Genomic DNA, 26,037 nt, shown 5'->3' with positions numbered 1-26,037 from the left:
GCTACTGCCGCCGTACGGCGGTACGCCGGAGCCGTCTCGCCGCCAGGACCAGGGCGACGAGGAGCATGCCGCCGAGGAGCCAGCTCGCGAGGACATCGAGCGGCCAGTGGTAGCCGCGCCGCACCAGGCCGAAGCCGACGGCGGCCGTCAACACCCCGGTGGCGGCCAGGAGTTGGCCCCGTAGCCGGGTCGTGCGCAGCCACGGCAGCAGGAGCAGCGCGGCCGCCCCGTACGCGACGACGGCGGTGGCCGCGTGGCCCGACGGGTAGAAGCCGGCGGAGTCCGAGCCGGCCATGCCGGGCGGACCGGGGCGCGCGAAGAGCGCCTTGAGGGGCGCGACGAGCAGCGGTACGGCGGCCAGGGCGAGCACCGCGCCCAGCGGGGCGACCCACCAGCGCGCCTCGCCGGCACGCCGGGCGCGCACGGCCGCGTACCCGGCGGCCGCGGCGAGGACGACGGGCGCGACCATCACGTTGCCGAGGTCGGCGAGGAGTTCGGCCGGGCCGTCCGGGAATCCACTGTGCCGCACGAGACGCCCGAGCCGTTCGTCGGCGGCGCGCAGCGGTCCGTACGCGGCGATCTGCCAGCTGAGAAGACCGAAGGAGAGGCTCAACACGGCCAGGACGGCGAGGAGTTGCGGGAACTTCAGGAAAGGGGTCGGCCGCCCGGGAACAGGGGGGGTGGTTCCGGGGCGGCCGTGGGGACCGGTGTGCCGCACGCCCCGGGGGGTTTGGGGCGGGCGGCTGTCCGATCGGTGAGGAGTTCCGGAGCCGGAGGCCCCGGGGGTGTGCGCCAGGGCGCGACCGGGGCGAGGCTTGGGAGGCTCCGTCCCGGTGTCGCCCACAGTCTCCTGTGGGCGGGGTGTTTCTCTCATCTGCGAAGAACGTACGGCAGAGGGGAGCGGCTCCGACAGGTGGCGGAGCATCCCGCCACCCGCCTCCCACAGCTTCTTCACAGGCTCTGCCGCGCCCCTCGAACCGGGGTTCCCGAAGCGGGAATCTCAGATCTGCGCGAAGGACTGCTCGATGACGTCCAGGCCCTCGTTCAGCAGGTCCTCGCCGATGACCAGCGGCGGCAGGAAGCGCAGCACGTTGCCGTAGGTGCCGCAGGTGAGGACGAGCACGCCCTCCGCGTGGCAGGCCTTGGCGAGCGCGCCGGCGGCCTCCGGGTTCGGCTCCTTGGTGGCCGCGCCTTCAGGAGAATCAGCCTTGACCAGCTCGATGGCGATCATGGCGCCGCGGCCGCGGATGTCGCCGATGATCGGGAACTTCTCCTGCATCGCGGTCAGGCGGCCCTTCATGACCTCCTCGATGCGCTTGGCCTTGCCGTTGAGGTCGAGCTCCTTCATCGTCTCGATGGAGCCGAGCGCACCGGCGCAGGCCACCGGGTTGCCGCCGTAGGTGCCGCCGAGGCCGCCCGCGTGCGCGGCGTCCATGATCTCGGCGCGGCCGGTGACGGCGGCGAGCGGCAGACCGCCCGCGATGCCCTTGGCGGTGGTGATCAGGTCGGGGACGATGCCCTCGTCCTCACAGGCGAACCACTGGCCGGTGCGGCAGAAGCCGGACTGGATCTCGTCGGCGACGAAGACGATGCCGTTGTCCTTCGCGAACTGCGCGATGGCGGGCAGGAAGCCCTTGGCCGGCTCGATGAAGCCGCCCTCGCCGAGCACCGGCTCGATGATGATCGCGGCGACGTTGTCGGCGCCGATCTGCTTGTTGATCTGGTCGATGGCCTGCGCGGACGCCTCGGCGCCGCAGTTCTCCGCACCGGTCGGCCAGCGGTAGCCGTACGCCACGGGCACCCGGTAGACCTCGGGCGCGAACGGGCCGAAGCCGTTCTTGTACGGCATGTTCTTGCTGGTCAGCGCCATGGTGAGGTTGGTGCGGCCGTGGTAGCCGTGGTCGAAGACGACGACGGCCTGGCGCTTGGTGTAGGCGCGGGCGATCTTCACGGCGTTCTCGACGGCCTCGGCGCCCGAGTTGAACAGCGCGGACTTCTTGGCGTGGTCGCCCGGCGTCAGCTCGGCGAGGGCCTCGGCGACCTCGACGTACCCCTCGTACGGCGTGACCATGAAGCAGGTGTGGGTGAAGTCGGCGAGCTGCGCGGAGGCGCGGCGCACGACGGCCTCGGCGGAGGCGCCGACGGAGGTCACGGCGATGCCGGAGCCGAAGTCGATCATGCGGTTGCCGTCGACGTCCTCGATGATGCCGCCGCCCGCGCGCGCGGTGAACACCGGAAGGACGGAGCCCACGCCGCCGGCGACCACGGACGTACGGCGGGCCTGCAGCTCCTGCGACTTCGGGCCGGGGATCGCGGTGACGAGGCGGCGCTCCTGCGGAATGGCGGTCATGCGGGGCTCCTGGTTCTGGGGGGTACGGCACGCCGGGAAGGGTCCGGTTCGGCCGGTTCATGGGGGCTTTCTTCGCAGATTAGGTGCGCCGGACGCGAGCGGGCATGCTCCATCGGGGTGAGGTGCGGGGCCCCCGTTGTCCGAGTTGGACACATGGGAGCGCGGCCGGGGGAGACCGTCCCCTCCCGGACAGGAAGTCGCGCGACCGGTGAACTGCCTTGGCGGGGCACTAGATTGAGCCCGGACAAAGACGTCGACCCGCAGGTCGGAGCGGAAGCAGCAGGGGGCACGGGCCATGGACCGCGAGGGCACGTACGAGGCACACGACGGGAAGCAGCAGGCTGCACCGCCGAGCCCGCCCGCGGCACCGCCTGCCGCTCCGTCCGCCGCTCCGCCTGCGGCACCGCCTGGCGCTCCGTCCGCAGCTCCGCCGATGCCGCGTCGAGCGCCCGAAGCCTCCGCGCCCCCTGAGTCCGCCAACCCGTCGTCGCCCGTCGCCGGCTGGCTGGCGACGCCGCGGCCGGAGGCGGAGCCCGGAATCTGGCGGTTCGGGTACCGGCCGAAGGGGCCCGAGCAGGACGACGGGGAGGTCAAGCGGCGCCTGGTCATCGGCCTGCTGATTCCGACGTTCCTCGGCCTGGTGCTCTGGGCGGTGCTGTCCAGCGGCAGCGTCCCCTACCTGTGGCTGCCGGTGAAGCTGTTCACCCCGGAGGAGTGGTGGTACAGCGGCACCGTCGCCCCGCGGGGCTGGCAGGGGCAGGAGGCGCTGAGCGTCTACGGCGGCGTCGCGTTCGGCCTCGTCGTCGCCGCCGCTGTACGGCTCAGCACCTGGAGCGAGGCCGTCCGGTACTTCGTGATGCGCCGGCCGCAGCCCTCCCGTGCCCTGATCGCCGCCGTGGCCGCCACCGGAGTCCTCGCCCTCGTCTGGCCGGAGGCCTTCGGCCTCGGCCTCGACCCCCTGCCCGTCGTCGGGCCGGTCCTCTCGCTGGTCGCCCTGATCAGCGGCGGCTACGAGGTGTTCATGTCCGGCCCCGTGCTCACCTACGTCGTGTACGCGCTGATCACCCTCGCCGTGCTGTGGCCCTTCGCCCGCATCGGCGCCTGGTGGACGGCGCTGCGGGGCGGCCGGAAGCCCCGGGCCGTGCAGCCCCCGCCCCGCCCGGCCGCCGCCCCCGCCACCTGGCCCGAGCTGCGCGCCGCAGGACACCACAAGGCCGCCGACCTGCTCGCCGCCGAGCTCCTCGGCGGCCGTATGAACGACGTCGACTGCGCCCGCGTCACGCACGCCTGGGCCGCGACCGCGGGCGATCCGGGCGCGCGGGCCGCCTTCGCCGACACCGTCGTACGGCACGGGGCCGCGGCCTGGGCGCATCCGTCCGGCAGCCGTGACCTGTCCGCCCGCAGTGCCGCCCACGACCTGCTCGTCGACCAGGTCAGGATCGGCCGGATCGCCGAGAACGACCGCAATCCGTACAAGTTCCGGGGCGTCCAGGCGGCCCTCGACCCCGCCGTGCTCGGCACCTCGCTGCTCGCCGTCGGCCCGTCCGGCGCGGGCAAGACCGAGCGCCTGGTGCGGCCGGTCACCGAGGCGCTCGCGCTGCAGGCGCTCACCGGGCGGGCCGCGGTCGTCGCCGTCTGCGCCGCGGGCACGCGACTCGGCCCCGACGACGCCTACGACGTGGTGATCCGGCCGGGCGACCCGGACTCCGCGTACGGCCTCGACTTGTACGCCGGCTGCGCCGACCCGGACGAGGCCGCGGGCTTCCTCGCCGAGGGTCTGGTCGGCGACCTCGACGGCGTCGACGCGCGGCGGGCGGCCACCGCTCTGGCCCAGCTCCTCGGCCCGTATCGCGCGGCGCACGGCCGCTTCCCCGCCGTACGCGTCCTGCGCGCGCTCCTCGAAGGCGAGCCGGCCGCGCTCGACGCGCTCAGGGCCGAGCTGGGCACGGGCGCCGCGCACGCCGAGATGCACCGTGAACTCGACGCCCGCGCCCGGCAGTCGGGCACGCCCGGCGACCCGTGCCCGGCCCTGGCCGAGCGTCTCTCGCTGCTCGACCGGCCCGCCTTCGCCGGGTTCTTCGACGGCGGCGAAGGCGCGGACGGAGGCACCGGCGCGAGTGCCGCGGGGGAGCGGCCCTTCGGCATGCAGGCGGTGGCCCACCACCCGCTGCGGGTCCGCGTCGACCTGCCCGAGCGCGCCCACGAGGAGGCCGGACGGCTGCTGGCCCGGCTGCTCCTCGCGCAGTTCTGCCACATCGCACGGGACCGGTCGGACCGTACGCACTTCGCCTGCCTGGTCCTGGACGACGCGGCGCGGACCCTCACCGCGGAGAGCGTCACCGCCGTGCAGCGGCTGCGCTCCGCGCACGCGGGCGTCGTCCTCGGCCTGCGCACCGTCGGCGACGTACCGGAGTCCCTGCAGGGACCGCTGTACGCGGCGGTCGGCTGCCGGATGGCGTTCCCCGGCGTGACCACGTGGGACGGCCGGAGGTTCGCCGAGGCCTGGGGCACCGAGCGGGTGGAGACCCGGGAGGTCGCCCAGCACACCGTCTACGCCGACCAGCCGATGGCCCGCGCCCTGCACGCGCTGCGCAAGCTCGTCACCGGCAAGGCCGTCACGACCGACGCCGTCACGGTCCGCGAGGTCGAGCGCGAGCGCTGGTCCGCCTCCGACCTGGCCCACTCGGTGCCGCCCGGCCACGCTGTGCTCTCCTTGACGACGGTCGGCGGCGACCTGGCCCCGCCGTTGTTGGTCGACCTGCGCGGCTGAGCAGGCGCCCGGCGCTAGTACGCCCGTACCGGCACGAGCAAGGGCGCACACGGAATCACCACGTGGCTTCCATACGGTGAGGCAGAATTGATACGAGCCGTTCATACGGGGCGGCCAAATGATCCCTTTAGATCCCGTTCGATCCCGAGCGGTGCCTCCCTGAGCCTTACCGACCCGGAAGCCGTGAAGGTCCCATGCCGCCCACGCTCGCCTCGCTAGTCCAGCACTCCAAGCTCAAGCTCACCGTGCGCGCCGGCGAGGACCGTCTGGACACCCCCGTGCGCTGGGCGCACGCCAGCGAACTCACCGACCCCGTGCCCTACATGGAGGGCGGCGAGCTCCTGCTCATCACCGCCCTCAAGCTGGACGCCGAGGACCCGCAGGCCATGCGCCGCTACGTCCAGCGGCTCGTCGGCGCGGGCGTCATCGGCCTCGGCTTCGCGGTCGGCGTGCACTACGACGAGATCCCCGAGGCCCTCGTCGACGCGGCGGAGGCGGAGCACCTGCCGCTGCTCGAAGTCCCGCGCCGCACCCCGTTCCTCGCCATCGTCAAGGAGGTCTCGGCGGCCATCGCCGCCGAACAGTACCGCTCCGTCACCGACGGCTTCGCCGCCCAGCGCGAGCTCACCCGGCAGGCCCTCAGCAGCGGCCCCGAGGGCGTGCTCGACGCGCTCGCCTCGCAGGTCGACGGCTGGGCCGCGCTCTACGACGCCTCCGGCTCCGTCGTCGCCACCGCACCCGAGTGGGCCGCCCGCCGCGCCGCCCGGCTCACCGCCGACGTCGAGCGGCTCCGCGACCGGCCGGCCCCCGCGAGCGCCCTGATCGGCGGTGCCGACGACCGCGTCGAACTGCACTCCCTGGGCGCGGGCCGCCGCCCCCGCACCGCGCTCGCCGTCGGCACCGCGGCCGCGCTCGGCACCACCGAGCGGTACGCGGTGCACTCCGCGATCGCCCTGCTCACCCTCACCACCGAGCGCTCCCGCTCGCTGCACTCCGCCGAACAGCGCCTCGGCGCCGCCGTGTTGCGGATGCTGCTCGCCGGGGAGCCCGACCACGCCCGCACCGTCGCGGGCGAGCTGTACGGCGGGCTGCTCGACGCCCCGTTCCGGCTCCTCATCGCCGAGACGGCCCCGGCCCACGCGCGCGGCGGCAACGCCCCCGCGGTCGCCGGGCACGACCCGCTCGCCGACCTCACGGACGTCGTCGAGGCCGCGGCCGCACGCGCCGGCGAGGCCGTCCTCGTCGTGCCCGACGGCGGCGACCGGCTCGTGCTGCTCTTCGCCGACGGCGGCGCCGCGTCCACCGCCTGCCTGCAGCTGGCCGCCGTCACCGACGCCGCCCGCGCCGAGGGCCGCGAGCAACCGGCCGCCGACGGCGAGCAGTTGGTGGTCGGCCTGTCCGCGCCGGCCGGGCCCATCGCCGCCGCCACCGCCTACAAGCAGGCCGAGCAGGCCCTCTCCGTCGCCCGCCGCCGCGGCCGCACCCTGGTCGAGCACGAGGAGCTCGCCGCCGGCTCGGTCCTCCCCCTCCTCGCCGACGACGCGGTACGGGCCTTCGCCGACGGCATGCTGCGGGCGCTGCGCGAGCACGACGCGACGGGCCGCGGTGACCTGGTGGCGTCCCTGCGGGCCTGGCTCTCCCGGCACGGCCAGTGGGACGCGGCGGCGGCGGACCTCGGCGTCCATCGGCATACGTTGCGCTACCGGATGCGGCGGGTGGAGGAGATCCTGGGGCGATCCCTGGACGACCCGGACGCCCGCATGGAGCTGTGGCTCGCCCTCAAGGCCACGTCAATGCCCACCGACTGACCCCACCGGGGCCCCGCCCCAGGCCCCCGGCAGCCCCTGCCCCGCCCCCCCGGGTCGTCGTTCGGGTGCTGCGCCGTCGTGGCCGGTCGCGCAGTTCCCCGCGCCCCTAAAAGACACCGGGGCTGCGCCCCAGGCCCCCGGCGGCCCCTGCCCCGCTGGGACATCGTTCGGCTGCGGCGCCATCGTGGTTGCTCGCGCAGTTCCCCGCGCCCCTGAAAAACAGCCCCGACAGGGGCGCGGGGAACTGCGCGACCAGCCACAGCGGTGCCGCAGACGAACAACAACCCCGGGGTCCGGGGCGGAGCCCCGGGGCTGTCCGCAGGACTTTCGGGAAGGGGCGGGGTGGGGAGAATGCAACCCCGCACCCCTGCCACTCCGGCACCCACCCCGCCTCAACCCCTCCACCTCGTACAAGACGAACTTCGCGCGGACGGCCCTACCGTGAAGGGCGAAACCCCCAGACACACCACCGCGGAAGGGCCGGGCACCATGACCGACACCACTGCCTTCTGGCTCGCCGGCCGCCAGGCCACCGGCGACTCCACCTTCGACGTCACCTCGCCCTGGGACGGCCGCACCGTCGGCCGCGTGAGCGTCCCGACCGACGCCCAGGTCGAAGAGGCCGTCGCCGCCGCGTACGCCGCGCGCGAGGCGCTCTCCGCGACCCCCGCCCACGTGCGGGCCGCAGCCCTCGACCACGTCACCAAGCGCCTGACCGAGCGCACCGAGGAGATCGCCCAGCTGATCTCCGCCGAGAACGGCAAGCCGATCAAGTGGGCCCGCGGCGAGGTCGGCCGCGCCGTCTCCGTGTTCCGCTTCGCGGCCGAGGAGGCCCGCCGCTTCAACGGCGGCGACGCCCAGCGCCTGGACACCGACGCGGGCGGCCAGGGCCGGCTCGCCCTCACCCGCCGCTTCCCGCGCGGCGTGGTCCTCGGCATCGCGCCGTTCAACTTCCCGCTGAACCTGTGCGCGCACAAGGTCGCCCCGGCCATCGCCGCCGGTGCCCCGATCATCCTGAAGCCCGCCCCGTCCACCCCGCTCTCCGGCCTGATCCTCGGTGAGCTGCTCGCCGAGACGGACCTGCCCGAGGGCTCCGTCTCGGTCCTCCCGGTCGCCAACGAGAAGATGCCGGCCCTGGTCCAGGACGAGCGCCTGCCGGTCATCTCCTTCACCGGCTCCGAGAAGGTCGGCTACGCGATCATGGACTCGGCGCCGCGCAAGCACATCACCCTGGAGCTGGGCGGCAACGGCGCAGCGGTCGTCCTCGACGACTTCTCCTCCGACGCCGACCTCGACTGGGCCGCGAGCCGCATCGCGACCTTCTCGAACTACCAGGGCGGCCAGTCCTGCATCTCCGTGCAGCGCGTGATCGCCGACGCCTCCGTCTACGACCGGCTGCTGCCCCGCATCGTCGCCGCCGTCGAGGCGCAGGTCACCGGCGACCCGTCGGACGCGGCCACCGAGGTCGGCCCGCTGGTCGACGAGAACGCCGCCAAGCGCGTCGAGACCTGGGTGGACGAGGCCGTCGCCGCGGGCGCGACCCTCCTGGCCGGCGGCAAGCGCGAGGGCGCCTCGTACGCCCCGACCGTCCTCGCCGACGTCCCCGCCGACGCCACCCTCGCCACCGAGGAGGTCTTCGGCCCGGTCCTCACCGTCACCAAGGTCGACGGCGAGCAGGCCGCCTTCGAGGCCGTCAACGACTCCAAGTACGGCCTGCAGGCAGGTGTGTTCACGCACGACGTGCAGCGCGCCTTCCGCGCCCACCGCGCCCTGGAGGTCGGCGGCGTGATCGTCGGCGACGTGCCGTCCTACCGCGCCGACCAGATGCCGTACGGCGGCGTGAAGAAGTCCGGCGTCGGCCGCGAGGGCGTCGCGCACGCCATGGCGGACTACACGTACGAGCGCGTCCTGGTCCTGACCGGCCTGGAGCTGTAAGCGCGTACGACCCCAAAGAGGCGGCCGGAACCTGTGCGGGGTTCCGGCCGCCTCCGCATGCGAGCCGCACGCCGTCGCGGGCGGGTGTTGCGCCGAACGCGACGCCCGGCCTGGTGGGGATCTTCGTATTCGGGTAGATACGAGCACGTAGCACCGGTCGGTCCGATCCGCCGGTGAGAACCCCCGATGCGCGGCGAGGTGAGCCCTACATGTCGGCAGGGACGTCCAGGGAGTCCAGGGAGCCGAAGGTCTCCGAGCGGGAGGCGCGGCAGGTCGCCGAGGCGGCCAGGGAACAGGAGTGGCGCAAGCCGAGCTTCGCCAAGGAGCTGTTCCTCGGCCGGTTCCGGCTCGACCTCATCCACCCGCACCCGCTGCCCGCCGACGAGGACACCCGGCGCGGTGAGGCGTTCCTGGCGCGGCTGCGCGAGTTCTGCGAGACCAAGGTCGACGGCGCGCTCATCGACCGTGAGGCGCGCATCCCCGACGAGGTGATCAAGGGGCTCAAGGAGCTCGGCGCCCTCGGCATGAAGATCGACACCAAGTACGGCGGCCTCGGCCTCACGCAGGTCTACTACAACAAGGCCCTCGCCCTCGTCGGCTCCGCCAACCCCTCGCTCGGCGCGCTGCTCTCTGCGCACCAGTCCATCGGCGCGCCCCAGCCGCTGAAGCTCTTCGGCAGCCAGGAGCAGAAGGACACGTTCCTGCCGCGCCTCGCCACCACCGACATCTCCGCGTTCCTGCTCACCGAGCCGGACGTCGGCTCCGACCCGGCCCGCCTCGCCACCACCGCGGTACCGGAGGGGGACGGCTACGTCCTGGACGGCGTGAAGCTGTGGACCACCAACGGCGTCGTCGCCGACCTGCTCGTCGTCATGGCCCGCGTCCCGAAGTCCGAGGGGCATCCCGGCGGCATTACCGCGTTCCTCGTCGAGGCCGCCGCCGAGGGTGTCACCGTGGAGAACCGCAACGCCTTCATGGGCCTGCGCGGCCTGGAGAACGGCGTCACCCGCTTCCACCGCGTACGCGTCCCCGCCGAGCGCCGCATCGGCCCCGAGGGCGCAGGCCTGAAGATCGCCCTCACCACCCTCAACACCGGGCGCCTCTCGCTGCCCGCGATGTGCGTCGGCGCCGGCAAGTGGTGCCTGAAGATCGCCCGCGAGTGGTCCGCCGAACGCGAGCAGTGGGGCCGCCCGATCGCCCTGCACGAGGCCGTCGGCAGCAAGATCTCCTTCATCGCGGCCACCACCTTCGCCCTGGAGGCCGTCCTCGACCTCTCCTCGCAGATGGCCGACGAGAACCGCAACGACATCCGCATCGAGGCAGCCCTCGCCAAGCTCTACGGCTCCGAGATGGGCTGCCTGATGGCCGACGAGTTGGTGCAGATCCGCGGCGGCCGCGGCTTCGAGACCGCCGATTCGCTCGCCGCCCGCGGCGAACGCGCCGTCCCCGCCGAGCAGGTCCTGCGCGACCTGCGCATCAACCGGATCTTCGAGGGCTCCACCGAGATCATGCACCTGCTGATCGCCCGCGAGGCCGTCGACGCCCACCTCAAGGCCGCCGGCGACCTCATCGACCCCGACAAGACCCTCGGCGACAAGGCCAAGGCCGGTGCCCGCGCCGGCGGCTTCTACGCCCGCTGGCTGCCGAAACTCGTCGCGGGCCCCGGCCAACTCCCGCTCGCCTACGGCGACTTCCACCCGGCGGGCCACCCGGACCTCGCCGCCCACCTGCGGTACGTGGAACGCACCTCGCGCAAACTCGCCCGCTCCACCTTCTACGCCATGTCCCGCTGGCAGGGCCGGATGGAGACCAAGCAGGGCTTCCTCGGCCGGATCGTCGACATCGGCGCGGAGCTCTTCGCGATGAGCGCCGCCTGCGTCCGCGCGGAGCTCCTCCGCACCACCGACGACCACGGCCGCGAGGCGTACCAGCTCGCCGACGCCTTCTGCCGCCAGTCCCGGCTGCGCGTCGAGGAGCTCTTCGGCCGCCTCTGGGCCAACACCGACGACCTGGACCGCAAGGTCGTACGCGGCGTCCTGTCCGGCACGTACGCCTGGCTGGAGGAGGGCGTCGTCGACCCGAGCGGCGAGGGCCCCTGGATCGCCGAGGCGACCCCGGGCCCCACGAAGAGGGAGAACGTCCACCGGCCGATCCGCTGAGCCGCACCCCGCCGCGGGGGTTCGATTTCGTCGCCGGGTGCGGCCCGGGAAGGCGCGGCGCAGCCGCAGGCCTTCAGGGGCGCGGGGAACTGCGCGACCGGCCCACGACGGGCCGCACCCGGCGACGAAACAGCAACCCCTACGCGCCGACTCAGAGGGCACCCTGTCCGGATCCACAAGAACCCACGCAACAATGGGTGCATGAGCGACAGTCCAACGCCTCTCGCCGATCCGCATCTGGTCTTCGACCCGGTGACGGATGACGGCCCCCGGGACATCGTCGTCCTGGGCTCGACGGGATCCATCGGCACCCAGGCCGTAGACCTGGTCCTGCGCAATCCCGACCGCTTCCGCGTGACCGCACTGTCCGCCGCCGGCGGACGCGTGGGGCTGCTCGCCGAACAGGCCAGACGGCTGCGCGTGCGCACCGTCGCGGTCGCCCGCGAGGACGCGGCGCCCGCCCTGCGCGAGGCGCTCGCCGCCCAGTACGGCCCCGGCGAACCGCTCCCCGAGATCCTCGCGGGACCGGACGCCGCCACCCAGGTCGCCGCATCGGACTGCCACACCGTCCTCAACGGCATCACCGGCTCCATCGGCCTCGCCCCGACCCTGGCCGCCCTGGAGGCGGGCCGCACGCTCGCCCTCGCCAACAAGGAGTCGCTGATCGTCGGCGGCCCGCTGGTCAAGGCCATCGCGAAGCCCGGCCAGATCATCCCGGTCGACTCCGAGCACGCCGCGCTCTTCCAGGCCCTGGCCTCCGGCACCCGCGCCGACGTCCGCAAGCTCGTCGTCACCGCCTCCGGCGGCCCCTTCCGCGGCCGTACGAAGGACCAGCTCGCCGACGTCACGCCCGAGGACGCGCTCGCGCACCCGACCTGGGCCATGGGCCCGGTGATCACAGTCAACAGCTCGACCCTGGTCAACAAGGGCCTGGAGGTCATCGAGGCGCACCTCCTCTACGACATCCCCTTCGACCGCATCGAGGTCGTCGTCCACCCCCAGTCGTACGTGCACTCCATGGTCGAGTTCACCGACGGCTCCACGCTCGCCCAGGCCACCCCGCCGGACATGCGCGGCCCGATCGCCATCGGCGTCGGCTGGCCCGAGCGGGTCCCGGACGCGGCCCCCGCCTTCGACTGGACCAAGGCCTCCAGCTGGGAGTTCTTCCCGCTGGACGACGAGGCCTTCCCGGCGGTGAACCTGGCCCGGCACGTCGGCGAGCTCGGCTCCACCGCCCCGGCCGTGTTCAACGCCGCCAACGAGGAGTGCGTGGACGCCTTCCTCAACGGGAAGCTGCCCTACCTCGGCATCATGGAGACCGTCACCCGGGTCGTCGCCGAGCACGGCACGCCCCGTACGGGAACCTCGCTCACGGTGTCGGACGTCCTCGAAGCGGACGCCTGGGCCCGCACCCGGGCCCGTGAACTGTCCGCCAAGGCGACCGCGGAGGCTCGTGCATGACGACCCTGATGATGATCCTCGGCATAGTGGTCTTCGTGATCGGGCTGCTCTTCTCGATCGCCTGGCACGAGCTGGGACATCTGTCGACGGCCAAGTTGTTCGGCATCCGCGTGCCCCAGTACATGGTCGGCTTCGGCCCGACCCTCTGGTCGCGCAAGAAGGGCGAGACCGAGTACGGCATCAAGGCCGTCCCCCTCGGCGGCTACATCCGCATGATCGGGATGTTCCCGCCGGGCCCCGACGGACGGATGGAGGCCCGCTCCACCTCGCCCTGGCGCGGCATGATCGAGGACGCCCGCTCGGCCGCCTTCGAGGAGCTCCAACCCGGCGACGAGAAGCGGCTGTTCTACACGCGCAAGCCGTGGAAGCGCGTCATCGTGATGTTCGCCGGGCCGTTCATGAACCTCATCCTGGCCGTCGCGATCTTCCTCGGCGTCCTGATGACCTTCGGCTGGAACGAGACCACCACCACGGTCAGCAAGGTCTCCGACTGCGTCATCGCCCAGAGCGAGAACCGCTCCACCTGCGAGAAGGGCGACAAGCCCGCCCCCGCCAAGGCCGCAGGCCTCGAACCGGGCGACACCATCGTGGCGTTCGACGGCAGGCCAGTCTCCGAGTGGTCCGTCCTGCAGGACCGCATCCGCGACACCACCGGCCCGGCCACCATCACGGTCGAGCGCGACGGCGTCCGCAAGGTCCTCAAGGCCGACCTGATCGAGAACAAGGTCAGCAAGACCGACGGCGAGGGCGGCTACGTCGAGGGCGAGTACGTCACCGCCGGTTTCCTCGGCTTCACCCCGGCCTCCGGCATCGTCGAGCAGTCCTTCGGCGAGTCCGTGGCCCGCATGGGCGACATGATGGAGAACGGCGTCGAGTCCCTCATCGCCCTCCCGTCGAAGGTCCCCGACCTGTGGGACGCGGCCTTCGGCGACGGCGAGCGCAAGCAGGACTCCCCGATGGGCGTGGTCGGCGCGGCCCGCGTCGGCGGCGAGGTGTTCACCCTGGACATCCCGCCGGAGAACCAGATCGCGATGATGCTGTTCCTCGTCGCGGGCTTCAACCTCTCCCTGTTCCTGTTCAACATGCTCCCGCTGCTGCCGCTGGACGGCGGCCACATCGCGGGCGCCGTGTGGGAGTCGCTGCGGCGCGGCTTCGCCAAGCTCCTGAAGCGGCCCGACCCCGGACCGTTCGACGTGGCGAAGCTGATGCCCGTCGCCTATGTGGTGGCCGGGATCTTCGTCTGCTTCACCATTCTGGTGCTGATCGCCGACGTCGTTAACCCGGTCAGAATCTCCTGACCCCAGCGCGCCACCACGCGTCAGCACACGGTGCACAACGGCCGGGCACACTTCGTGCCCGGCCGTCCGCGTGAGGTGGTCCGCGCGGTGCGATGTGCCCCGGCCCCCGCCAGTGCCGTAATCTCGACAGCCGGAGCCCGCCGAGCGCGGGGCACGATCGCCCCCATCGGCCCACCTGATCCACACCTTGGGGTTGCACAGCAGATGACTGCTATTTCTCTGGGAATGCCGTCCGTACCGACCAAGCTCGCCGAACGGCGCAAGTCCCGGCAGATCCAGGTCGGCACGGTCGCTGTCGGCGGCGACGCCCCGGTGTCGGTGCAGTCGATGACCACCACCCGTACGTCCGACATCGGCGCCACGCTCCAGCAGATCGCCGAGCTCACCGCCTCCGGCTGCCAGATCGTCCGCGTGGCCTGCCCGACGCAGGACGACGCCGACGCGCTGCCGGTGATCGCGAAGAAGTCGCAGATCCCGGTCATCGCCGACATCCACTTCCAGCCGAAGTACGTGTTCGCCGCCATCGACGCCGGCTGCGCCGCGGTCCGCGTCAACCCCGGCAACATCAAGCAGTTCGACGACAAGGTCAAGGAGATCGCCAAGGCCGCCGGCGACGCGGGCACCCCGATCCGCATCGGCGTCAACGCCGGCTCCCTGGACCGCCGCCTGCTGCAGAAGTACGGCAAGGCCACCCCCGAGGCGCTCGTCGAGTCCGCCCTCTGGGAGGCCTCCCTCTTCGAGGAGCACGGCTTCCGCGACATCAAGATCTCGGTTAAGCACAACGACCCGGTCGTGATGGTCAACGCCTACCGCCAGCTCGCCGCCCAGTGCGACTACCCGCTGCACCTCGGCGTCACCGAGGCCGGCCCCGCCTTCCAGGGCACCATCAAGTCCGCCGTCGCATTCGGCGCGCTGCTCTCCGAGGGCATCGGCGACACCATCCGCGTCTCCCTGTCGGCCCCGCCGGTCGAGGAGATCAAGGTCGGCAACTCCATCCTGGAGTCCCTCAACCTCAAGCCGCGCCGCCTGGAGATCGTCTCCTGCCCGTCCTGCGGCCGCGCCCAGGTCGACGTCTACAAGCTCGCCGAAGAGGTCACCGCCGGCCTCGACGGCATGGAGGTCCCGCTGCGCGTCGCCGTCATGGGCTGCGTCGTCAACGGCCCCGGCGAGGCCCGCGAGGCCGACCTCGGCGTCGCCTCCGGCAACGGCAAGGGCCAGATCTTCGTCAAGGGCGAGGTCATCAAGACCGTCCCCGAGTCGAAGATCGTGGAGACCCTCATCGAGGAGGCGATGAAGATCGCCGAGCAGATGGAGAAGGACGGCGTGCTCTCCGGCGAGCCCGAGGTCTCGGTCGCCGGCTGACCCAGCCCCCCCGTACGACCTGAACCCCTGAACCCTGTCCCGTCAGCTCGCCGGGACGGGGTTCAGTCATGCCAGGTACAGTGCGGAGATCGGCAACTTCACGGTGAGGCCCCAGCGAACGTGTTGACCCAGACGACCACCAGGGTGCTCGGCCCCGCAGATCTGGACGCCGCCCTGGACGTCCTCGGGCGCGAGCCGGTCAACAACGCCTTCGTCACCTCGCGCGTCCGCGTCGCGGGCCTCGACCCCTGGCGCCTCGGCGGCGAGATGTGGGGCTGGTACGCCGACGGCAGGCTCCGCTCACTCTGCTACGCGGGCGCCAACCTCGTCCCGATCTGCGCGGGTCCCGACGCCGTCCGCGCCTTCGCCGAGCGCGCCCGCCGGGCCGGCCGCCGCTGCTCCTCCATCGTCGGCCCCGCCGAACCCACCGCCCAGCTCTGGCGGCTCCTCGAACCGCACTGGGGCCCCGCCCGCGAGATCCGCGGCCACCAGCCCCTCATGGTCACCGACCGGCTCCCCGACGACGTCGAGCCCGACCCGTACGTCCGCCGGATCCGCAAGGACGAGATGGACGTGATCATGCCGGCGTGCGTGGCCATGTTCACCGAGGAGGTCGGCGTCTCCCCGCTAGCCGGGGACGGCGGGCTCCTCTACCAGGCCCGGGTCGCCGAACTCGTCGGCGCCGGGCGGTCGTTCGCCCGCCTCGACCCCGCCACCGGGCAGGTCGTCTTCAAGGCCGAGATCGGCGCCGCCACCCCCGAGGCCTGCCAGATCCAGGGCGTCTGGGTCGCCCCCGAGCACCGCGGCAAGGGCCTCTCCGTGCAGGGCATGGCCGCCGTCGTGCGGTACGCCCTCGCGGACGTCGCCCCGATCGTCAGCCTGTACGTCAACGACTTCAACACCGCCGCCCGCGCCTCGTACCGCCATGTCGGCTTCACCGAGGTCGGCTCGTTCATGAGCGTGCTGTTCTGAGCCCCGCCAGAACCTCTGCCCGAAGCGCTGCCCGAACCTCTCTCCGAAGCTCTGTCTGAACCTCTGGGGGAGCCCTGCGCAGCGAAGTAGGGTTCCGGCATGACTGACGACGTCGCGATCGGGCCCCTCGACCTCGCCGCCCACGTGGACGAGGCCCTCGCCGTGCAGGCCCTCGCCTTCGGGCTCGGCGACGACGAGATCGCCGTACGCCGCCAGATCGTGCTGCGGCACGTCACCTACCCCGGCGCCCGCGCCCTCGGCGCCACCACCCCCGAGGGCCGCCTCGTCGGCTTCGTCTACGGCATGCCCAACGACCGCGCCCACTGGTGGTCCAGCGTCGTCGAGCCCTATCTGCGCGCCCAGGGCACCGACTTCTGGCTCGACGACTCCTTCGTCATCACCGAACTCCACGTCCACCCGCGCCACCAGTACCGCGGCATCGGACGCACCCTCATCACCACCCTCACCGACGCCGCCGCCCAGCCCCGCTCGATCCTCTCCGCGATCGACACCGACAGCCCCGCCCGCGGCCTCTACCGCTCCCTCGGCTACACCGACCTCGCCCGCAACGTCGTCTTCCCCAGCGCCCCCAGGCCGTACGCGGTGATGGGCGCACCCCTGCCGCTGCGCCGCCGCTGACCCGCGCAAGGGCATCGCAGGAACAGGGCTCACGGATATGGATTTCCGAACCCGCCCGTGCCCCGGCTAACCTCCTGAGCATTCGACGCTTTCCCCAGCAGGAGATCACCATGGCAGCCCAGGTCCAGCGCATGTCCCGATTGATGGTCAAGACACTGCGCGACGACCCGGCGGACGCCGAGGTCCTCAGCCACAAGCTGCTCGTCCGCGGCGGCTTCGTGCGCCGCACCGCCGCCGGCGTCTGGTCCTGGCTGCCGCTCGGCAAGAAGGTCCTCGCCAACGTCGAGCGCATCGTCCGCGAGGAGATGGACGCCATCGGCGCCCAGGAGGTCCTGCTCCCCGCCCTCCTGCCCAAGGAGCCCTACGAGGCGACCGGCCGCTGGGAGGAGTACGGCGCCGAGCTGTTCCGCCTCAACGACCGCAGGGGCGGCGACTACCTCCTCGGCCCCACCCACGAGGAGATCTTCACCCTCCTCGTCAAGGACCAGTGCACGTCCTACAAGGACCTGCCGGTGATCCTCTACCAGATCCAGACCAAGTACCGCGACGAGGCCCGCCCCCGCGCCGGCATCCTGCGCGGCCGCGAGTTCACGATGAAGGACTCGTACTCCTTCGACACCGCCGACGAGGGCCTCGCCGAGTCGTACGCCCTGCACCGCGCCGCCTACCAGCGGATCTTCGAGCGCCTCGGCCTCGACTACCGCATCTGCGCCGCCACCGCGGGCGCCATGGGCGGCTCCAAGTCCGAGGAGTTCCTCGCCCCGGCCGCCGCCGGCGAGGACACCTTCGCCGACTGCCCGGCCTGCGACTACGCGGCCAACACCGAGGCCGTCTCCGTCGAGCTGAAGCCGGTCGACGGCTCCTCCGTGCCCGCCCTCGAAGAGGTGCCCACGCCGGACACCCCGACCATCGAGACGCTCGCCGCGTACATGCAGGTCCCGGCCTCCGCCACGCTGAAGAACCTGCTCGTGAAGGTCGACGGCGAGATCATCGGCGTGGGCGTCCCCGGCGACCGCGAGGTCGACATGGACAAGGTCGAGGCCCACTTCGCCCCGGCCGCCGTCGAGCTGGTCGGCCCCGAGGACTTCGAGGAGCGCGCCGACCTGGTCAAGGGCTATGTCGGCCCGCAGGGCCTGGAGAAGGTCACGTTCCTCGCCGACCCGCGCATCGCCCCCGGCACGGCCTGGATCACCGGCGCCAACAAGGACGGCGTGCACGCCAGGAACGTCGTCGCGGGCCGTGACTTCGAGGTCGACGAGTACGTCGACGTCGTGGTCGTCCAGGAGGGCGACCCCTGCCCCAACTGCGGCACCGGCCTGGTGCTCGACCGCGCCATCGAGATCGGCCACATCTTCCAGCTCGGCCGCAAGTACGCCGACGCCTTCCAGCTCGACGTCCTCGGCCAGAACGGCAAGCCCGTCCGCGTGACCATGGGCTCGTACGGAGTCGGCGTCTCCCGCGCCGTCGCCGCACTCGCCGAGCAGCACGCCGACGACAAGGGCCTGGTCTGGCCGAAGGAGGTCGCCCCGGCCGACGTGCACGTGGTCGCCGCCGGCAAGGCCGCCCAGACGGAGCTCGCCCTCTCGGTCTCCGAGCAGCTCGCCGAGGCCGGCGTCCGCGTCCTGGTCGACGACCGCGCGGGCGTCTCCCCGGGCGTCAAGTTCACCGACGCGGAACTCTTCGGCGTCCCCACCATCCTGGTCGCGGGCCGCCGCACCGCCGAAGGCGTCGTCGAGCTCAAGGACCGCCGCACGGGCGAGCGCGAGGAGCTGCCGGTGGCGGAGGCGATCGCGAAGATCGTCGGCTGACGTACCCAAATACGCCGGAGGGGCTGAGAATTAGCCCCTCCGGCGTTTGAGGAGCGGGGGTCCGGGGACAGAGCCCCCGGTTTCGGGAAGGGGCGGGGCGGGGAGAAAAGCCCGCCGCAGGCACCCCACCCGCACCCGCCTCACAGCCAGGACGCGAACTCCAGCAGGACCTCCGCCTGGGGGCGGCGGCCGGCGTGGAGGGCTGCTGTGCCGGAGGTGACGGCGCGGAAGAGCGTCCAGCTCCGGACCCGCTCCTGGTCCACCTCCAGCGAATCCGCCAGCTTCGAAACCCGCCGCCGCCCCGTCGCCGCGCCCGCGCTGGCCGCCACCAGGTCGTCGAGCCGGTCGAGCACCAGGCCCGCCAGGTCGTACGCCCGCTCGCCCACCAGCGGATGCGGGCCCACCGCGAGCCACGGCGTGCGCTCGCCCGCGAGGACCTTGCCCTGCCTGAAGTCCCCGTGCAGGAGCAGCAGTTCGGCCTCCGCGGCGACCAGCTCGTCCCGCGCCGCGAGCGCCGCGTCGACCAGCGGGCGCATCGCCTCGTCGGCCGGCCGGACGGCCGACGCGAGGCGCGCGGACCGCTCCGCGACCGTCTCGAAGACCTGCCCCGCGGGCGGCTCCACCCACAGCCGGCGCACCGTCCCCGCCGCCTCCAGGAGCGCCTTCGTCTCCGGCAGGGACCGCAGCGACACCTCCGGCTGCAGCCGCTCCAACAGCAGCGCACCGTCGCCCGCCACCGGCCCCTGCAGCAGCCTGCACGCCCCCCAGCCGTCCCAGCACGCCAACGCCGCCGCCTCCGCCTCCGGGCGGGAGCCGGGCGCGGCCAGCTTCAACGTCGCGGGCGTGCCGTCGGCCCGCCGGACCAGGGCCACGAGACTGGAACGGCCACCCGGCACGAGCACCCGCTCGACCGTCAACTCCAGCCGCTCAACGGCCCGTTCGAGCAGTACGGGCAGCTCCGCCAGCCAGGCCCGCACGGCGGTGGGGTCCTCGTACGTCGCCTCGCCCAGCGCCCTGACGAGACGCTGCGGCGGTTCAAAAGACATGGGCGACATACGCGCGTGCATCCTTCCGGCCTTGCGGACTGCTCTGGTACGGCTCGGCTCAGGTCTGCGGTGTCGCAGCAGCCGAAGCGGGCTCATGCCGCTCGGCGAGCCCAGGGAAGGCTACGCTCCCGCCGCGCCAGCGCACCGCCCGCACCGCTGCCTCACGCAGCGCGTCCGCCGCCGCCCGGCGCCGCGCACCCTCCGTGGCCCGTACGACGTCCGCGTACACCCCGGCCACCCGGTCCTCCAGGTGCGCCGCGAGGCGGGCCGCCGCGGGGGAGTCCGGCACCGGGAACGGCAGCGCGTACGCGGCCTCCGCCTGTGCGGGCTTGCCGCCCAGGTCGCGCACGGTGCGCTGCAGTTCGTCGCGGCGGGCCCGGTGCGCGTCGTACGCGGAACGCGCCTCGTCCCTGCGGCCCTCGCGAATCCTGCCGCCGACCACGCCGTAGCCGTAGATCGCGGCGTGCTCCGCGCGCAGCGCCGCCTGGTACGACTCGATGCGCTGATCCGTGTCCTTCGCAGTCATCGGCCCGCCTCGCTCAGCAGATACGCGTGCGCGTCCCCGGCGGCCGCGACGGAGGCGAACAGCCTGGCCTGCTCGCCCGGCACATCGGCCAGGCCGGTGCGCCGACCGTCCGCCAACTGCCGCTCCGCATCGGCAAGTTGGGCAAGCGCGCCCTTCTCGTCCGCCGGTACCTCGGGCGCCTTCGGCGATGCCGAGGGTGAGCCCGAAGGCGCGGCCGCCCGCCGCTCGCCCGAGCCCCCGAAGGCCTTCGCGTGCTCCGCCACTTCGGCGCGCAGCGGGTGCAGCCGGTCGGCGAGCGCGGGGTGGGCGGCGATCACGGCGTCGTATCGATTCAGCAACTCGGCGCTGTCCTCGGCCGCCCGCGCGCGTGCCTGCTCGACCGCCCCGGAACGCTTGCCGGACGCGTCGGCGCCGTCGTCCGTGCAGCCCGCGAGGAGCACCGCGCCGGCGGCCGAGACGAGCACCGCCCTGCGCCTCGGTCCAAGGGGAATCGGCCGGTCACTCCCGGCGCGCGACGGCAAGATGAAGGGCACGGCAGACGTCCTCATGAGGCTCGTACGGCTAGAAGAGAAGGTGTTCCGCGTCCAGCGGGCACGCCCGTGATCACCGTACCGTCGGACCGACCGGGTGGACGGCAACACCCTGTGCGACCGGATACGCTTTGACCTGACACGCAGACCTGAACGGCAAACCACAACAGCACACGCGGCCGAGGAGTCACCCGGATGAGCACCACCCAGAGCGAGAGGCTGCGGGACCTGCTTGAACCGCTCGTCACCTCCAAGGAACTGGATCTCGAAGAGATCACCGTGACCCCGGCCGGCAAGCGCCGTGTCCTGCGTGTGGTCGTGGACTCGGACAGCGGTGTCTCGCTCGACACCTGCGCCGAGCTGAGCCGGGAGCTCTCCGAGAAGCTGGACGACGCGGACGCCATGGGCGACGGCGAGTACGTCCTCGAAGTGACCTCGCCCGGTGCCGACCGGCCGCTCGCCCAGCACCGCCACTACGTCCGCGCCGTGGACCGCCTCGTGAAGTTCCAGCTGACCGCCGAGGCCGGCGGCGGCGAGCTGATCGCGCGGATCCTGAAGGTCGACGACGAGGGCCTCGACCTCGAGGTGCCCGGCGTGAAGGGGCGCAAGCCCACCGCCCGCCGCCTCGCCTTCGCCGACATCGCCAAGGCGCGCGTGGAGATCGAGTTCAACCGCAAGAACAAGCCCGCCGACAACACTGAGAACACAGAGGAGGCGTAGTCGTGGACATCGACATGAGTGCCCTGCGGGGTCTGGTCCGGGAGAAGGAGATCTCCTTCGACCTGCTCGTCGAGGCGATCGAGTCGGCCCTCCTCATCGCCTATCACCGCACCGAGGGAAGCCGCCGCCACGCGCGCGTGCAGCTCGACCGCCACAGCGGGCACGTGACGGTCTGGGCGAAGGAGGAGGCCGCCGAGCTCGAAGAGGGCCAGGAGGCCCGCGAGTTCGACGACACCCCGTCCGGCTTCGGCCGGATCGCGGCGACGACGGCGAAGCAGGTCATCCTGCAGCGCCTGCGCGACGCCGAGGACGACGCGACGCTCGGCGAGTACGCCGGGCGCGAGGGCGACATCGTCACCGGTGTCGTCCAGCAGGGCCGCGACCCGAAGAACGTCCTGGTCGACATCGGCAAGCTCGAGGCGATCCTGCCGGTGCAGGAGCAGGTCCCCGGTGAGACGTACGAGCACGGCATGCGCCTGCGGTCGTACGTGGTGCGTGCCGTCAAGGGCGTGCGCGGTCCGTCGGTGACTCTTTCGCGTACGCATCCGAACCTCGTGAAGAAGCTGTTCTCGCTCGAGGTGCCGGAGATCGCGGACGGCTCGGTGGAGATCGCCGCCATCGCCCGTGAGGCCGGCCACCGCACCAAGATCGCGGTCCGCTCGACCCGGTCCGGTCTGAACGCCAAGGGCGCCTGCATCGGCCCGATGGGCGGCCGTGTGCGCAATGTCATGGCAGAGCTCAACGGCGAGAAGATCGACATCGTCGACTGGTCCGACGACCCGGCGGACATGGTGGCCAACGCCCTGTCCCCGGCGCGGGTCAGCAAGGTCGAGATCGTGGACCTCGCCGCGCGCTCGGCCCGGGTGACCGTGCCGGACTACCAACTGTCGCTCGCCATCGGCAAGGAGGGGCAGAACGCCCGCCTCGCCGCCCGCCTCACCGGCTGGCGCATCGACATCCGCCCGGACACGGAGCAGCCGCAGGACCAGGGCTGAGCCGGAGCCCGGAACAGGGCGAGGGGAACCCGGTGTGGCTGGATCACGCCGGGTTCCGCCGAGATCAAGACGACGACCGTTCGATTTTTCCCCCAAAGGGGTGAGGTCGGTGCGGGGAGGTAGACTTAAGCGTGTCTGGCCGGACGCATGCCGGAGCATGCCCAGAGCGAACCTGTGTGGGCTGCCGGGAGCGAGCGGCCAAGACCGATCTGCTGCGGATCGTGATGGCTGAGGACGAAGGCGCAGAGGGTTCCGAAAAAGGAGTCCGCCTCGTCCCCGACCCTCGCGGTACGCTGCCCGGCCGGGGTGCGTACGTACACCCCGCCCTGGTCTGTCTGGACATGGCGGTCCGCCGCCGAGCGTTCCTCCGGTCGTACCGCGTCCGTGGTCCGCTCGACACCACGGATCTCAGCCGGTATGTCGAGCAGGCGAAACCGTAAGAACGTGCGCGCACGGAACCGCCGTGCGGTGCTGGTACCTCGCGAGTTGGAAGTAGGTCGAGATTGCGATGAGCACTCGATGAGTACGCGATGAGTACGCCCATGAAGTAGCGACGGTCCGGCGGTAACCCGGACCTAAAAGGAGCGAAGTGGCTAAGGTCCGGGTATACGAACTCGCCAAGGAGTTCGGCGTAGAGAGCAAGGTCGTCATGGCCAAGCTCCAAGAACTCGGTGAATTCGTCCGTTCGGCGTCTTCGACGATCGAGGCGCCCGTTGTTCGAAAGCTGACTGACGCGCTGCAGTCCGGTGGTGCAGGTGGCGGCAAGCCCGCCAAGCCCGCGCCGCGCAAGGCTGCCCCCGCGAAGCCGTCGGCACCGTCCCCCGCGCAGGCCGCCAAGCCTGCCGCCCCCAAGCCCGCACCGGCCCCCAAGCCGGCCGCGGCCGAGAAGCCCGCGGCGCCCGCGCCGACTCCGGGCCCGCGTCCCACGCCCGGTCCGAAGCCCGCGGCGGCGCCCAAGCCCGCCCCGGCGGCCCCGGCTCAGCCCGAGTTCAGCGCGCCCCCGGCCGCTGCGCAGGGCCCCAAGCCGGGCGGCGAGCGTGCCGAGCGCGCCCCGCGTCCCGGCGCCCCCAAGCCCGGCGGCCGTCCGGCCCCCGGTCAGGGCGGTCAGGGTCAGGCCCGTCCCGGCGGCGAGCGTGCCCCGCGTCCCGGTGGCGAGCGCGCCCCGCGTCCCGGCGGTCGTCCCGCAGGTCCGCGTCCGGGTAACAACCCCTTCACCTCTGGTGGCTCCACCGGCATGGCGCGCCCGCAGGCGCCCCGTCCGGGCGGCGCTCCGCGTCCGGGTGGCCCCGGCGCCCCCGGCGGCCCGCGTCCGCAGGGTCAGGGCGGCGGCCAGGGTGGTCCCCGTCCGCAGGGTCAGGGCGGCGCCCGTCCGACCCCGGGCGGCATGCCTCGTCCGCAGGGCGGCGGCGCCGCGGGCCCGCGTCCCGGCGGCGGTAACCGTCCGAACCCGGGCATGATGCCGCAGCGTCCCGCGGCCGGTCCCCGTCCCGGCGGCGGCCCCGGTGGCCGTGGTCCCGGTGGCGGCGGTCGTCCCGGCGGTGGCGGCGGCGGTCGTCCCGGCTTCGCCGGTCGTCCCGGCGGTCCCGGTGGCGGTGGCGGCGGCTTCGCCGGTCGTCCCGGCGGCGGTGGCGGCGGCGGTCGTCCCGGCGGCTTCGGCGGCGGCGGTGGCCGTCCCGGCTTCGGCGGTCGTCCCGGTGGTCCGGGTGGCCGTGGTGGCACGCAGGGCGCCTTCGGCCGTCCCGGCGGTCCCGCGCGTCGCGGTCGCAAGTCGAAGCGGCAGAGGCGCCAGGAGTACGAGGCCATGCAGGCCCCGTCGGTCGGCGGCGTGATGCTGCCTCGCGGCAACGGCGAGACCGTTCGCCTGTCGCGCGGTGCCTCGCTCACCGACTTCGCCGAGAAGATCAACGCCAACCCGGCGTCGCTCGTCGCGGTGATGATGAACCTCGGCGAGATGGTCACGGCCACGCAGTCGGTGTCCGACGAGACGCTGACGCTCCTCGGTGACGAGATGAACTACACCGTTCAGATCGTCAGCCCCGAGGAGGAGGACCGCGAGCTGCTCGAGTCCTTCGACCTGGAGTGGGGCGAGGACGAGGGCGGCGAGGCCGCGCTGGTCTCCCGTCCGCCGGTAGTGACCGTCATGGGTCACGTCGACCACGGTAAGACCCGCCTCCTCGACGCCATTCGCAAGACGAACGTCGTCGCGGGCGAGGCCGGTGGCATCACCCAGCACATCGGTGCCTACCAGGTCGCGACCGAGGTCAACGGCGACGACCGTCGCATCACCTTCATCGACACCCCCGGTCACGAGGCGTTCACCGCCATGCGTGCCCGTGGTGCGAAGTCCACCGACATCGCGATCCTCGTGGTGGCGGCCAACGACGGTGTGATGCCGCAGACGATCGAGGCGCTGAACCACGCCAAGGCGGCCGACGTGCCGATCGTGGTCGCGGTCAACAAGATCGACGTCGAGGGTGCCGACCCGACCAAGGTGCGCGGTCAGCTGACCGAGTACGGCCTCGTGGCCGAGGAGTACGGCGGCGACACGATGTTCGTCGACATCTCCGCCAAGCAGGGTCAGAACATCGACTCGCTGCTCGAGGCCGTCGTCCTCACCGCCGACGCCTCGCTCGACCTGCGGGCCAACCCGGAGCAGGACGCGCAGGGCATCGCGATCGAGGCGCACCTCGACAAGGGCCGCGGTGCGGTTGCCACCGTCCTGGTCCAGCGAGGCACGCTGCGCGTCGGTGACACCCTCGTCGCCGGTGACGCGTACGGCCGTGTCCGCGCGATGCTCGACGACAAGGGCGAGAACGTCGAGGTCGCTGAGCCCTCGACGCCGGTCCTGGTCCTCGGTCTGACCAACGTGCCGGGCGCCGGCGACAACTTCCTCGTTGTCGACGAAGACCGCACCGCGCGTCAGATCGCCGAGAAGCGCGCCGCCCGTGAGCGCAACGCCGCGTTCGCCAAGCGCACCCGCCGGGTGTCCCTCGAGGACCTCGACAAGGTGCTCAAGGCCGGCGAGGTCGAGCAGCTCAACCTCATCATCAAGGGCGATGCGTCCGGTTCGGTCGAGGCCCTCGAGTCCTCGCTGCTGCAGCTGGACGTCGGCGAAGAGGTCGACATCCGCGTCCTGCACCGCGGTGTGGGTGCCGTCACCGAGTCGGACATCGACCTGGCGATGGGCTCCGACGCCATCGTGATCGGCTTCAACGTGCGCGCCGCCGGGCGTGCCACGCAGATGGCCGAGCGCGAGGGTGTGGACGTCCGGTACTACTCGGTCATCTACCAGGCGATCGAGGAGATCGAGGCGGCCCTCAAGGGCATGCTCAAGCCGGAGTACGAAGAGGTCGAGCTCGGCACGGCGGAGATCCGCGAGATCTTCCGCTCGTCCAAGCTGGGCAACATCGCCGGTGTCCTGGTCCGCTCCGGAGAGGTCAAGCGCAACACCAAGGCGCGCCTCCTCCGCGACGGCAAGGTCATCGCCGAGAACCTCACGATCACCGGTCTGCGCCGCTTCAAGGACGACGTCACCGAGATCCGCGAAGGCTTCGAGGGCGGTATCAACCTCGGAAACTTCAACGACATCAAGATCGACGACGTCATCGCGACGTACGAGATGCGCGAGAAGCCGCGCGGCTGATCGAGCAACGAGCCG

The 26,037-nt window shown here is 72.4% G+C and carries 19 protein-coding genes; 14 read left to right on the top strand and 5 right to left on the bottom strand.

Annotated elements, in window-relative coordinates:
- Nucleotide 1: 1 nt before the first annotated feature.
- Complete coding sequence (locus QIS96_RS25910; protein WP_282545154.1) at nt 2-718, bottom strand: phosphatase PAP2 family protein; 717 nt, start codon at nt 716-718, stop codon at nt 2-4.
- 282 nt (nt 719-1,000) lie between these two features.
- Nucleotides 1,001-2,350 (bottom strand): 4-aminobutyrate--2-oxoglutarate transaminase, encoded by a 1,350-nt coding sequence (gene gabT / locus QIS96_RS25905; protein WP_282545153.1) that lies wholly within the window; start codon nt 2,348-2,350, stop codon nt 1,001-1,003.
- A 295-nt stretch (nt 2,351-2,645) separates the two neighbouring features.
- Between gabT and QIS96_RS25900 the strand changes: the two genes are divergently transcribed.
- From QIS96_RS25900 to QIS96_RS25855, 10 genes are all read left to right on the top strand, one after another.
- Nucleotides 2,646-5,120 carry an ATP/GTP-binding protein gene (locus QIS96_RS25900; protein ID WP_408907252.1) on the top strand — a complete coding sequence of 825 codons (2,475 nt, stop codon included), beginning with the start codon at nt 2,646-2,648 and terminating at the stop codon, nt 5,118-5,120.
- Nucleotides 5,121-5,314: 194 nt separating this feature from the next.
- Nucleotides 5,315-6,928, top strand: coding sequence for a PucR family transcriptional regulator (locus tag QIS96_RS25895; RefSeq protein WP_282545151.1), 1,614 nt, complete (start codon nt 5,315-5,317; stop codon nt 6,926-6,928).
- Nucleotides 6,929-7,417: 489 nt separating this feature from the next.
- The gene (locus QIS96_RS25890) at nt 7,418-8,863 is read left to right on the top strand and encodes an aldehyde dehydrogenase family protein (RefSeq protein ID WP_282545150.1); all 1,446 of its coding nucleotides are present in this window, start codon (nt 7,418-7,420) and stop codon (nt 8,861-8,863) included.
- A gap of 209 nt (nt 8,864-9,072) precedes the next feature.
- On the top strand, nt 9,073-11,022 hold the full coding sequence (locus QIS96_RS25885; protein WP_282545149.1) for an acyl-CoA dehydrogenase family protein: 1,950 nt from the start codon (nt 9,073-9,075) through the stop codon (nt 11,020-11,022).
- A gap of 201 nt (nt 11,023-11,223) precedes the next feature.
- The gene (gene dxr / locus QIS96_RS25880; RefSeq protein ID WP_282545148.1) at nt 11,224-12,483 is read left to right on the top strand and encodes a 1-deoxy-D-xylulose-5-phosphate reductoisomerase; all 1,260 of its coding nucleotides are present in this window, start codon (nt 11,224-11,226) and stop codon (nt 12,481-12,483) included.
- Entirely contained in the window at nt 12,480-13,781 is a 1,302-nt protein-coding gene (locus QIS96_RS25875; RefSeq protein WP_282545147.1) for a M50 family metallopeptidase, read from the top strand. The genes dxr and QIS96_RS25875 overlap by 4 nt, the downstream gene beginning before the upstream one ends.
- Before the next feature lie 204 nt (nt 13,782-13,985).
- Nucleotides 13,986-15,143 carry a flavodoxin-dependent (E)-4-hydroxy-3-methylbut-2-enyl-diphosphate synthase gene (gene ispG / locus QIS96_RS25870; RefSeq protein ID WP_282545146.1) on the top strand — a complete coding sequence of 386 codons (1,158 nt, stop codon included), beginning with the start codon at nt 13,986-13,988 and terminating at the stop codon, nt 15,141-15,143.
- Nucleotides 15,144-15,263: 120 nt separating this feature from the next.
- Entirely contained in the window at nt 15,264-16,115 is an 852-nt protein-coding gene (locus QIS96_RS25865; protein WP_282545145.1) for a GNAT family N-acetyltransferase, read from the top strand.
- A gap of 99 nt (nt 16,116-16,214) precedes the next feature.
- Nucleotides 16,215-16,754 (top strand): GNAT family N-acetyltransferase, encoded by a 540-nt coding sequence (locus tag QIS96_RS25860; RefSeq protein ID WP_282545144.1) that lies wholly within the window; start codon nt 16,215-16,217, stop codon nt 16,752-16,754.
- Between the two features lie 110 nt (nt 16,755-16,864).
- Complete coding sequence (locus tag QIS96_RS25855; protein WP_282545143.1) at nt 16,865-18,562, top strand: proline--tRNA ligase; 1,698 nt, start codon at nt 16,865-16,867, stop codon at nt 18,560-18,562.
- 140 nt (nt 18,563-18,702) lie between these two features.
- Here the strand turns inward: QIS96_RS25855 and QIS96_RS25850 are convergent, their stop codons facing one another.
- The 3 genes from QIS96_RS25850 to QIS96_RS25840 are packed head-to-tail and all read right to left on the bottom strand — an operon-like array spanning nt 18,703 to nt 20,682.
- The gene (locus QIS96_RS25850) at nt 18,703-19,608 is read right to left on the bottom strand and encodes an aminoglycoside phosphotransferase family protein (protein WP_282545171.1); all 906 of its coding nucleotides are present in this window, start codon (nt 19,606-19,608) and stop codon (nt 18,703-18,705) included.
- Between the two features lie 58 nt (nt 19,609-19,666).
- Nucleotides 19,667-20,134, bottom strand: coding sequence for a ferritin-like domain-containing protein (locus tag QIS96_RS25845; protein WP_282545142.1), 468 nt, complete (start codon nt 20,132-20,134; stop codon nt 19,667-19,669).
- The gene (locus QIS96_RS25840) at nt 20,131-20,682 is read right to left on the bottom strand and encodes a hypothetical protein (RefSeq protein WP_282545141.1); all 552 of its coding nucleotides are present in this window, start codon (nt 20,680-20,682) and stop codon (nt 20,131-20,133) included. The genes QIS96_RS25845 and QIS96_RS25840 overlap by 4 nt, the downstream gene beginning before the upstream one ends.
- A gap of 177 nt (nt 20,683-20,859) precedes the next feature.
- On the opposite strand from QIS96_RS25840, the gene rimP reads away from it, so the two are divergent.
- The 4 genes from rimP (at nt 20,860) to infB (ending at nt 26,022) form a co-directional block, all read left to right on the top strand.
- Complete coding sequence (rimP, locus tag QIS96_RS25835; RefSeq protein WP_282545140.1) at nt 20,860-21,384, top strand: ribosome maturation factor RimP; 525 nt, start codon at nt 20,860-20,862, stop codon at nt 21,382-21,384.
- A gap of 2 nt (nt 21,385-21,386) precedes the next feature.
- A complete protein-coding gene (gene nusA / locus QIS96_RS25830; RefSeq protein WP_282545139.1) occupies nt 21,387-22,379 on the top strand; it encodes a transcription termination factor NusA in 993 nt (330 codons plus the stop codon).
- 131 nt (nt 22,380-22,510) lie between these two features.
- On the top strand, nt 22,511-22,819 hold the full coding sequence (locus QIS96_RS25825) for a YlxR family protein (protein ID WP_282545138.1): 309 nt from the start codon (nt 22,511-22,513) through the stop codon (nt 22,817-22,819).
- Between the two features lie 149 nt (nt 22,820-22,968).
- Entirely contained in the window at nt 22,969-26,022 is a 3,054-nt protein-coding gene (infB, locus tag QIS96_RS25820) for a translation initiation factor IF-2 (RefSeq protein ID WP_282545137.1), read from the top strand.
- Nucleotides 26,023-26,037 lie beyond the last annotated feature (15 nt).

This window comes from Streptomyces cavernicola, from assembly GCF_029968035.1.
GTDB lineage: Bacteria > Actinomycetota > Actinomycetes > Streptomycetales > Streptomycetaceae > Streptomyces > Streptomyces cavernicola.
Note: the sequence above shows the minus strand (reverse complement) of the source record. Positions and strands in the feature narration are given on the sequence as shown.

Bases quoted from the DNA above. Each gene is read 5' to 3' on its own strand.
- gabT (WP_282545153.1), bottom strand. From the start codon at position 2,350: ATGACCGCCATTCCGCAGGAGCGCCGCCTCGTCACCGCGATCCCCGGC.
- QIS96_RS25900 (WP_408907252.1), top strand. From the start codon at position 2,646: ATGGACCGCGAGGGCACGTACGAGGCACACGACGGGAAGCAGCAGGCT.
- QIS96_RS25895 (WP_282545151.1), top strand. From the start codon at position 5,315: ATGCCGCCCACGCTCGCCTCGCTAGTCCAGCACTCCAAGCTCAAGCTC.
- QIS96_RS25890 (WP_282545150.1), top strand. From the start codon at position 7,418: ATGACCGACACCACTGCCTTCTGGCTCGCCGGCCGCCAGGCCACCGGC.
- QIS96_RS25885 (WP_282545149.1), top strand. From the start codon at position 9,073: ATGTCGGCAGGGACGTCCAGGGAGTCCAGGGAGCCGAAGGTCTCCGAG.
- dxr (WP_282545148.1), top strand. From the start codon at position 11,224: ATGAGCGACAGTCCAACGCCTCTCGCCGATCCGCATCTGGTCTTCGAC.
- QIS96_RS25875 (WP_282545147.1), top strand. From the start codon at position 12,480: ATGACGACCCTGATGATGATCCTCGGCATAGTGGTCTTCGTGATCGGG.
- ispG (WP_282545146.1), top strand. From the start codon at position 13,986: ATGACTGCTATTTCTCTGGGAATGCCGTCCGTACCGACCAAGCTCGCC.
- QIS96_RS25860 (WP_282545144.1), top strand. From the start codon at position 16,215: ATGACTGACGACGTCGCGATCGGGCCCCTCGACCTCGCCGCCCACGTG.
- QIS96_RS25855 (WP_282545143.1), top strand. From the start codon at position 16,865: ATGGCAGCCCAGGTCCAGCGCATGTCCCGATTGATGGTCAAGACACTG.
- QIS96_RS25850 (WP_282545171.1), bottom strand. From the start codon at position 19,608: ATGTCTTTTGAACCGCCGCAGCGTCTCGTCAGGGCGCTGGGCGAGGCG.
- QIS96_RS25845 (WP_282545142.1), bottom strand. From the start codon at position 20,134: ATGACTGCGAAGGACACGGATCAGCGCATCGAGTCGTACCAGGCGGCG.
- QIS96_RS25840 (WP_282545141.1), bottom strand. From the start codon at position 20,682: ATGAGGACGTCTGCCGTGCCCTTCATCTTGCCGTCGCGCGCCGGGAGT.
- rimP (WP_282545140.1), top strand. From the start codon at position 20,860: ATGAGCACCACCCAGAGCGAGAGGCTGCGGGACCTGCTTGAACCGCTC.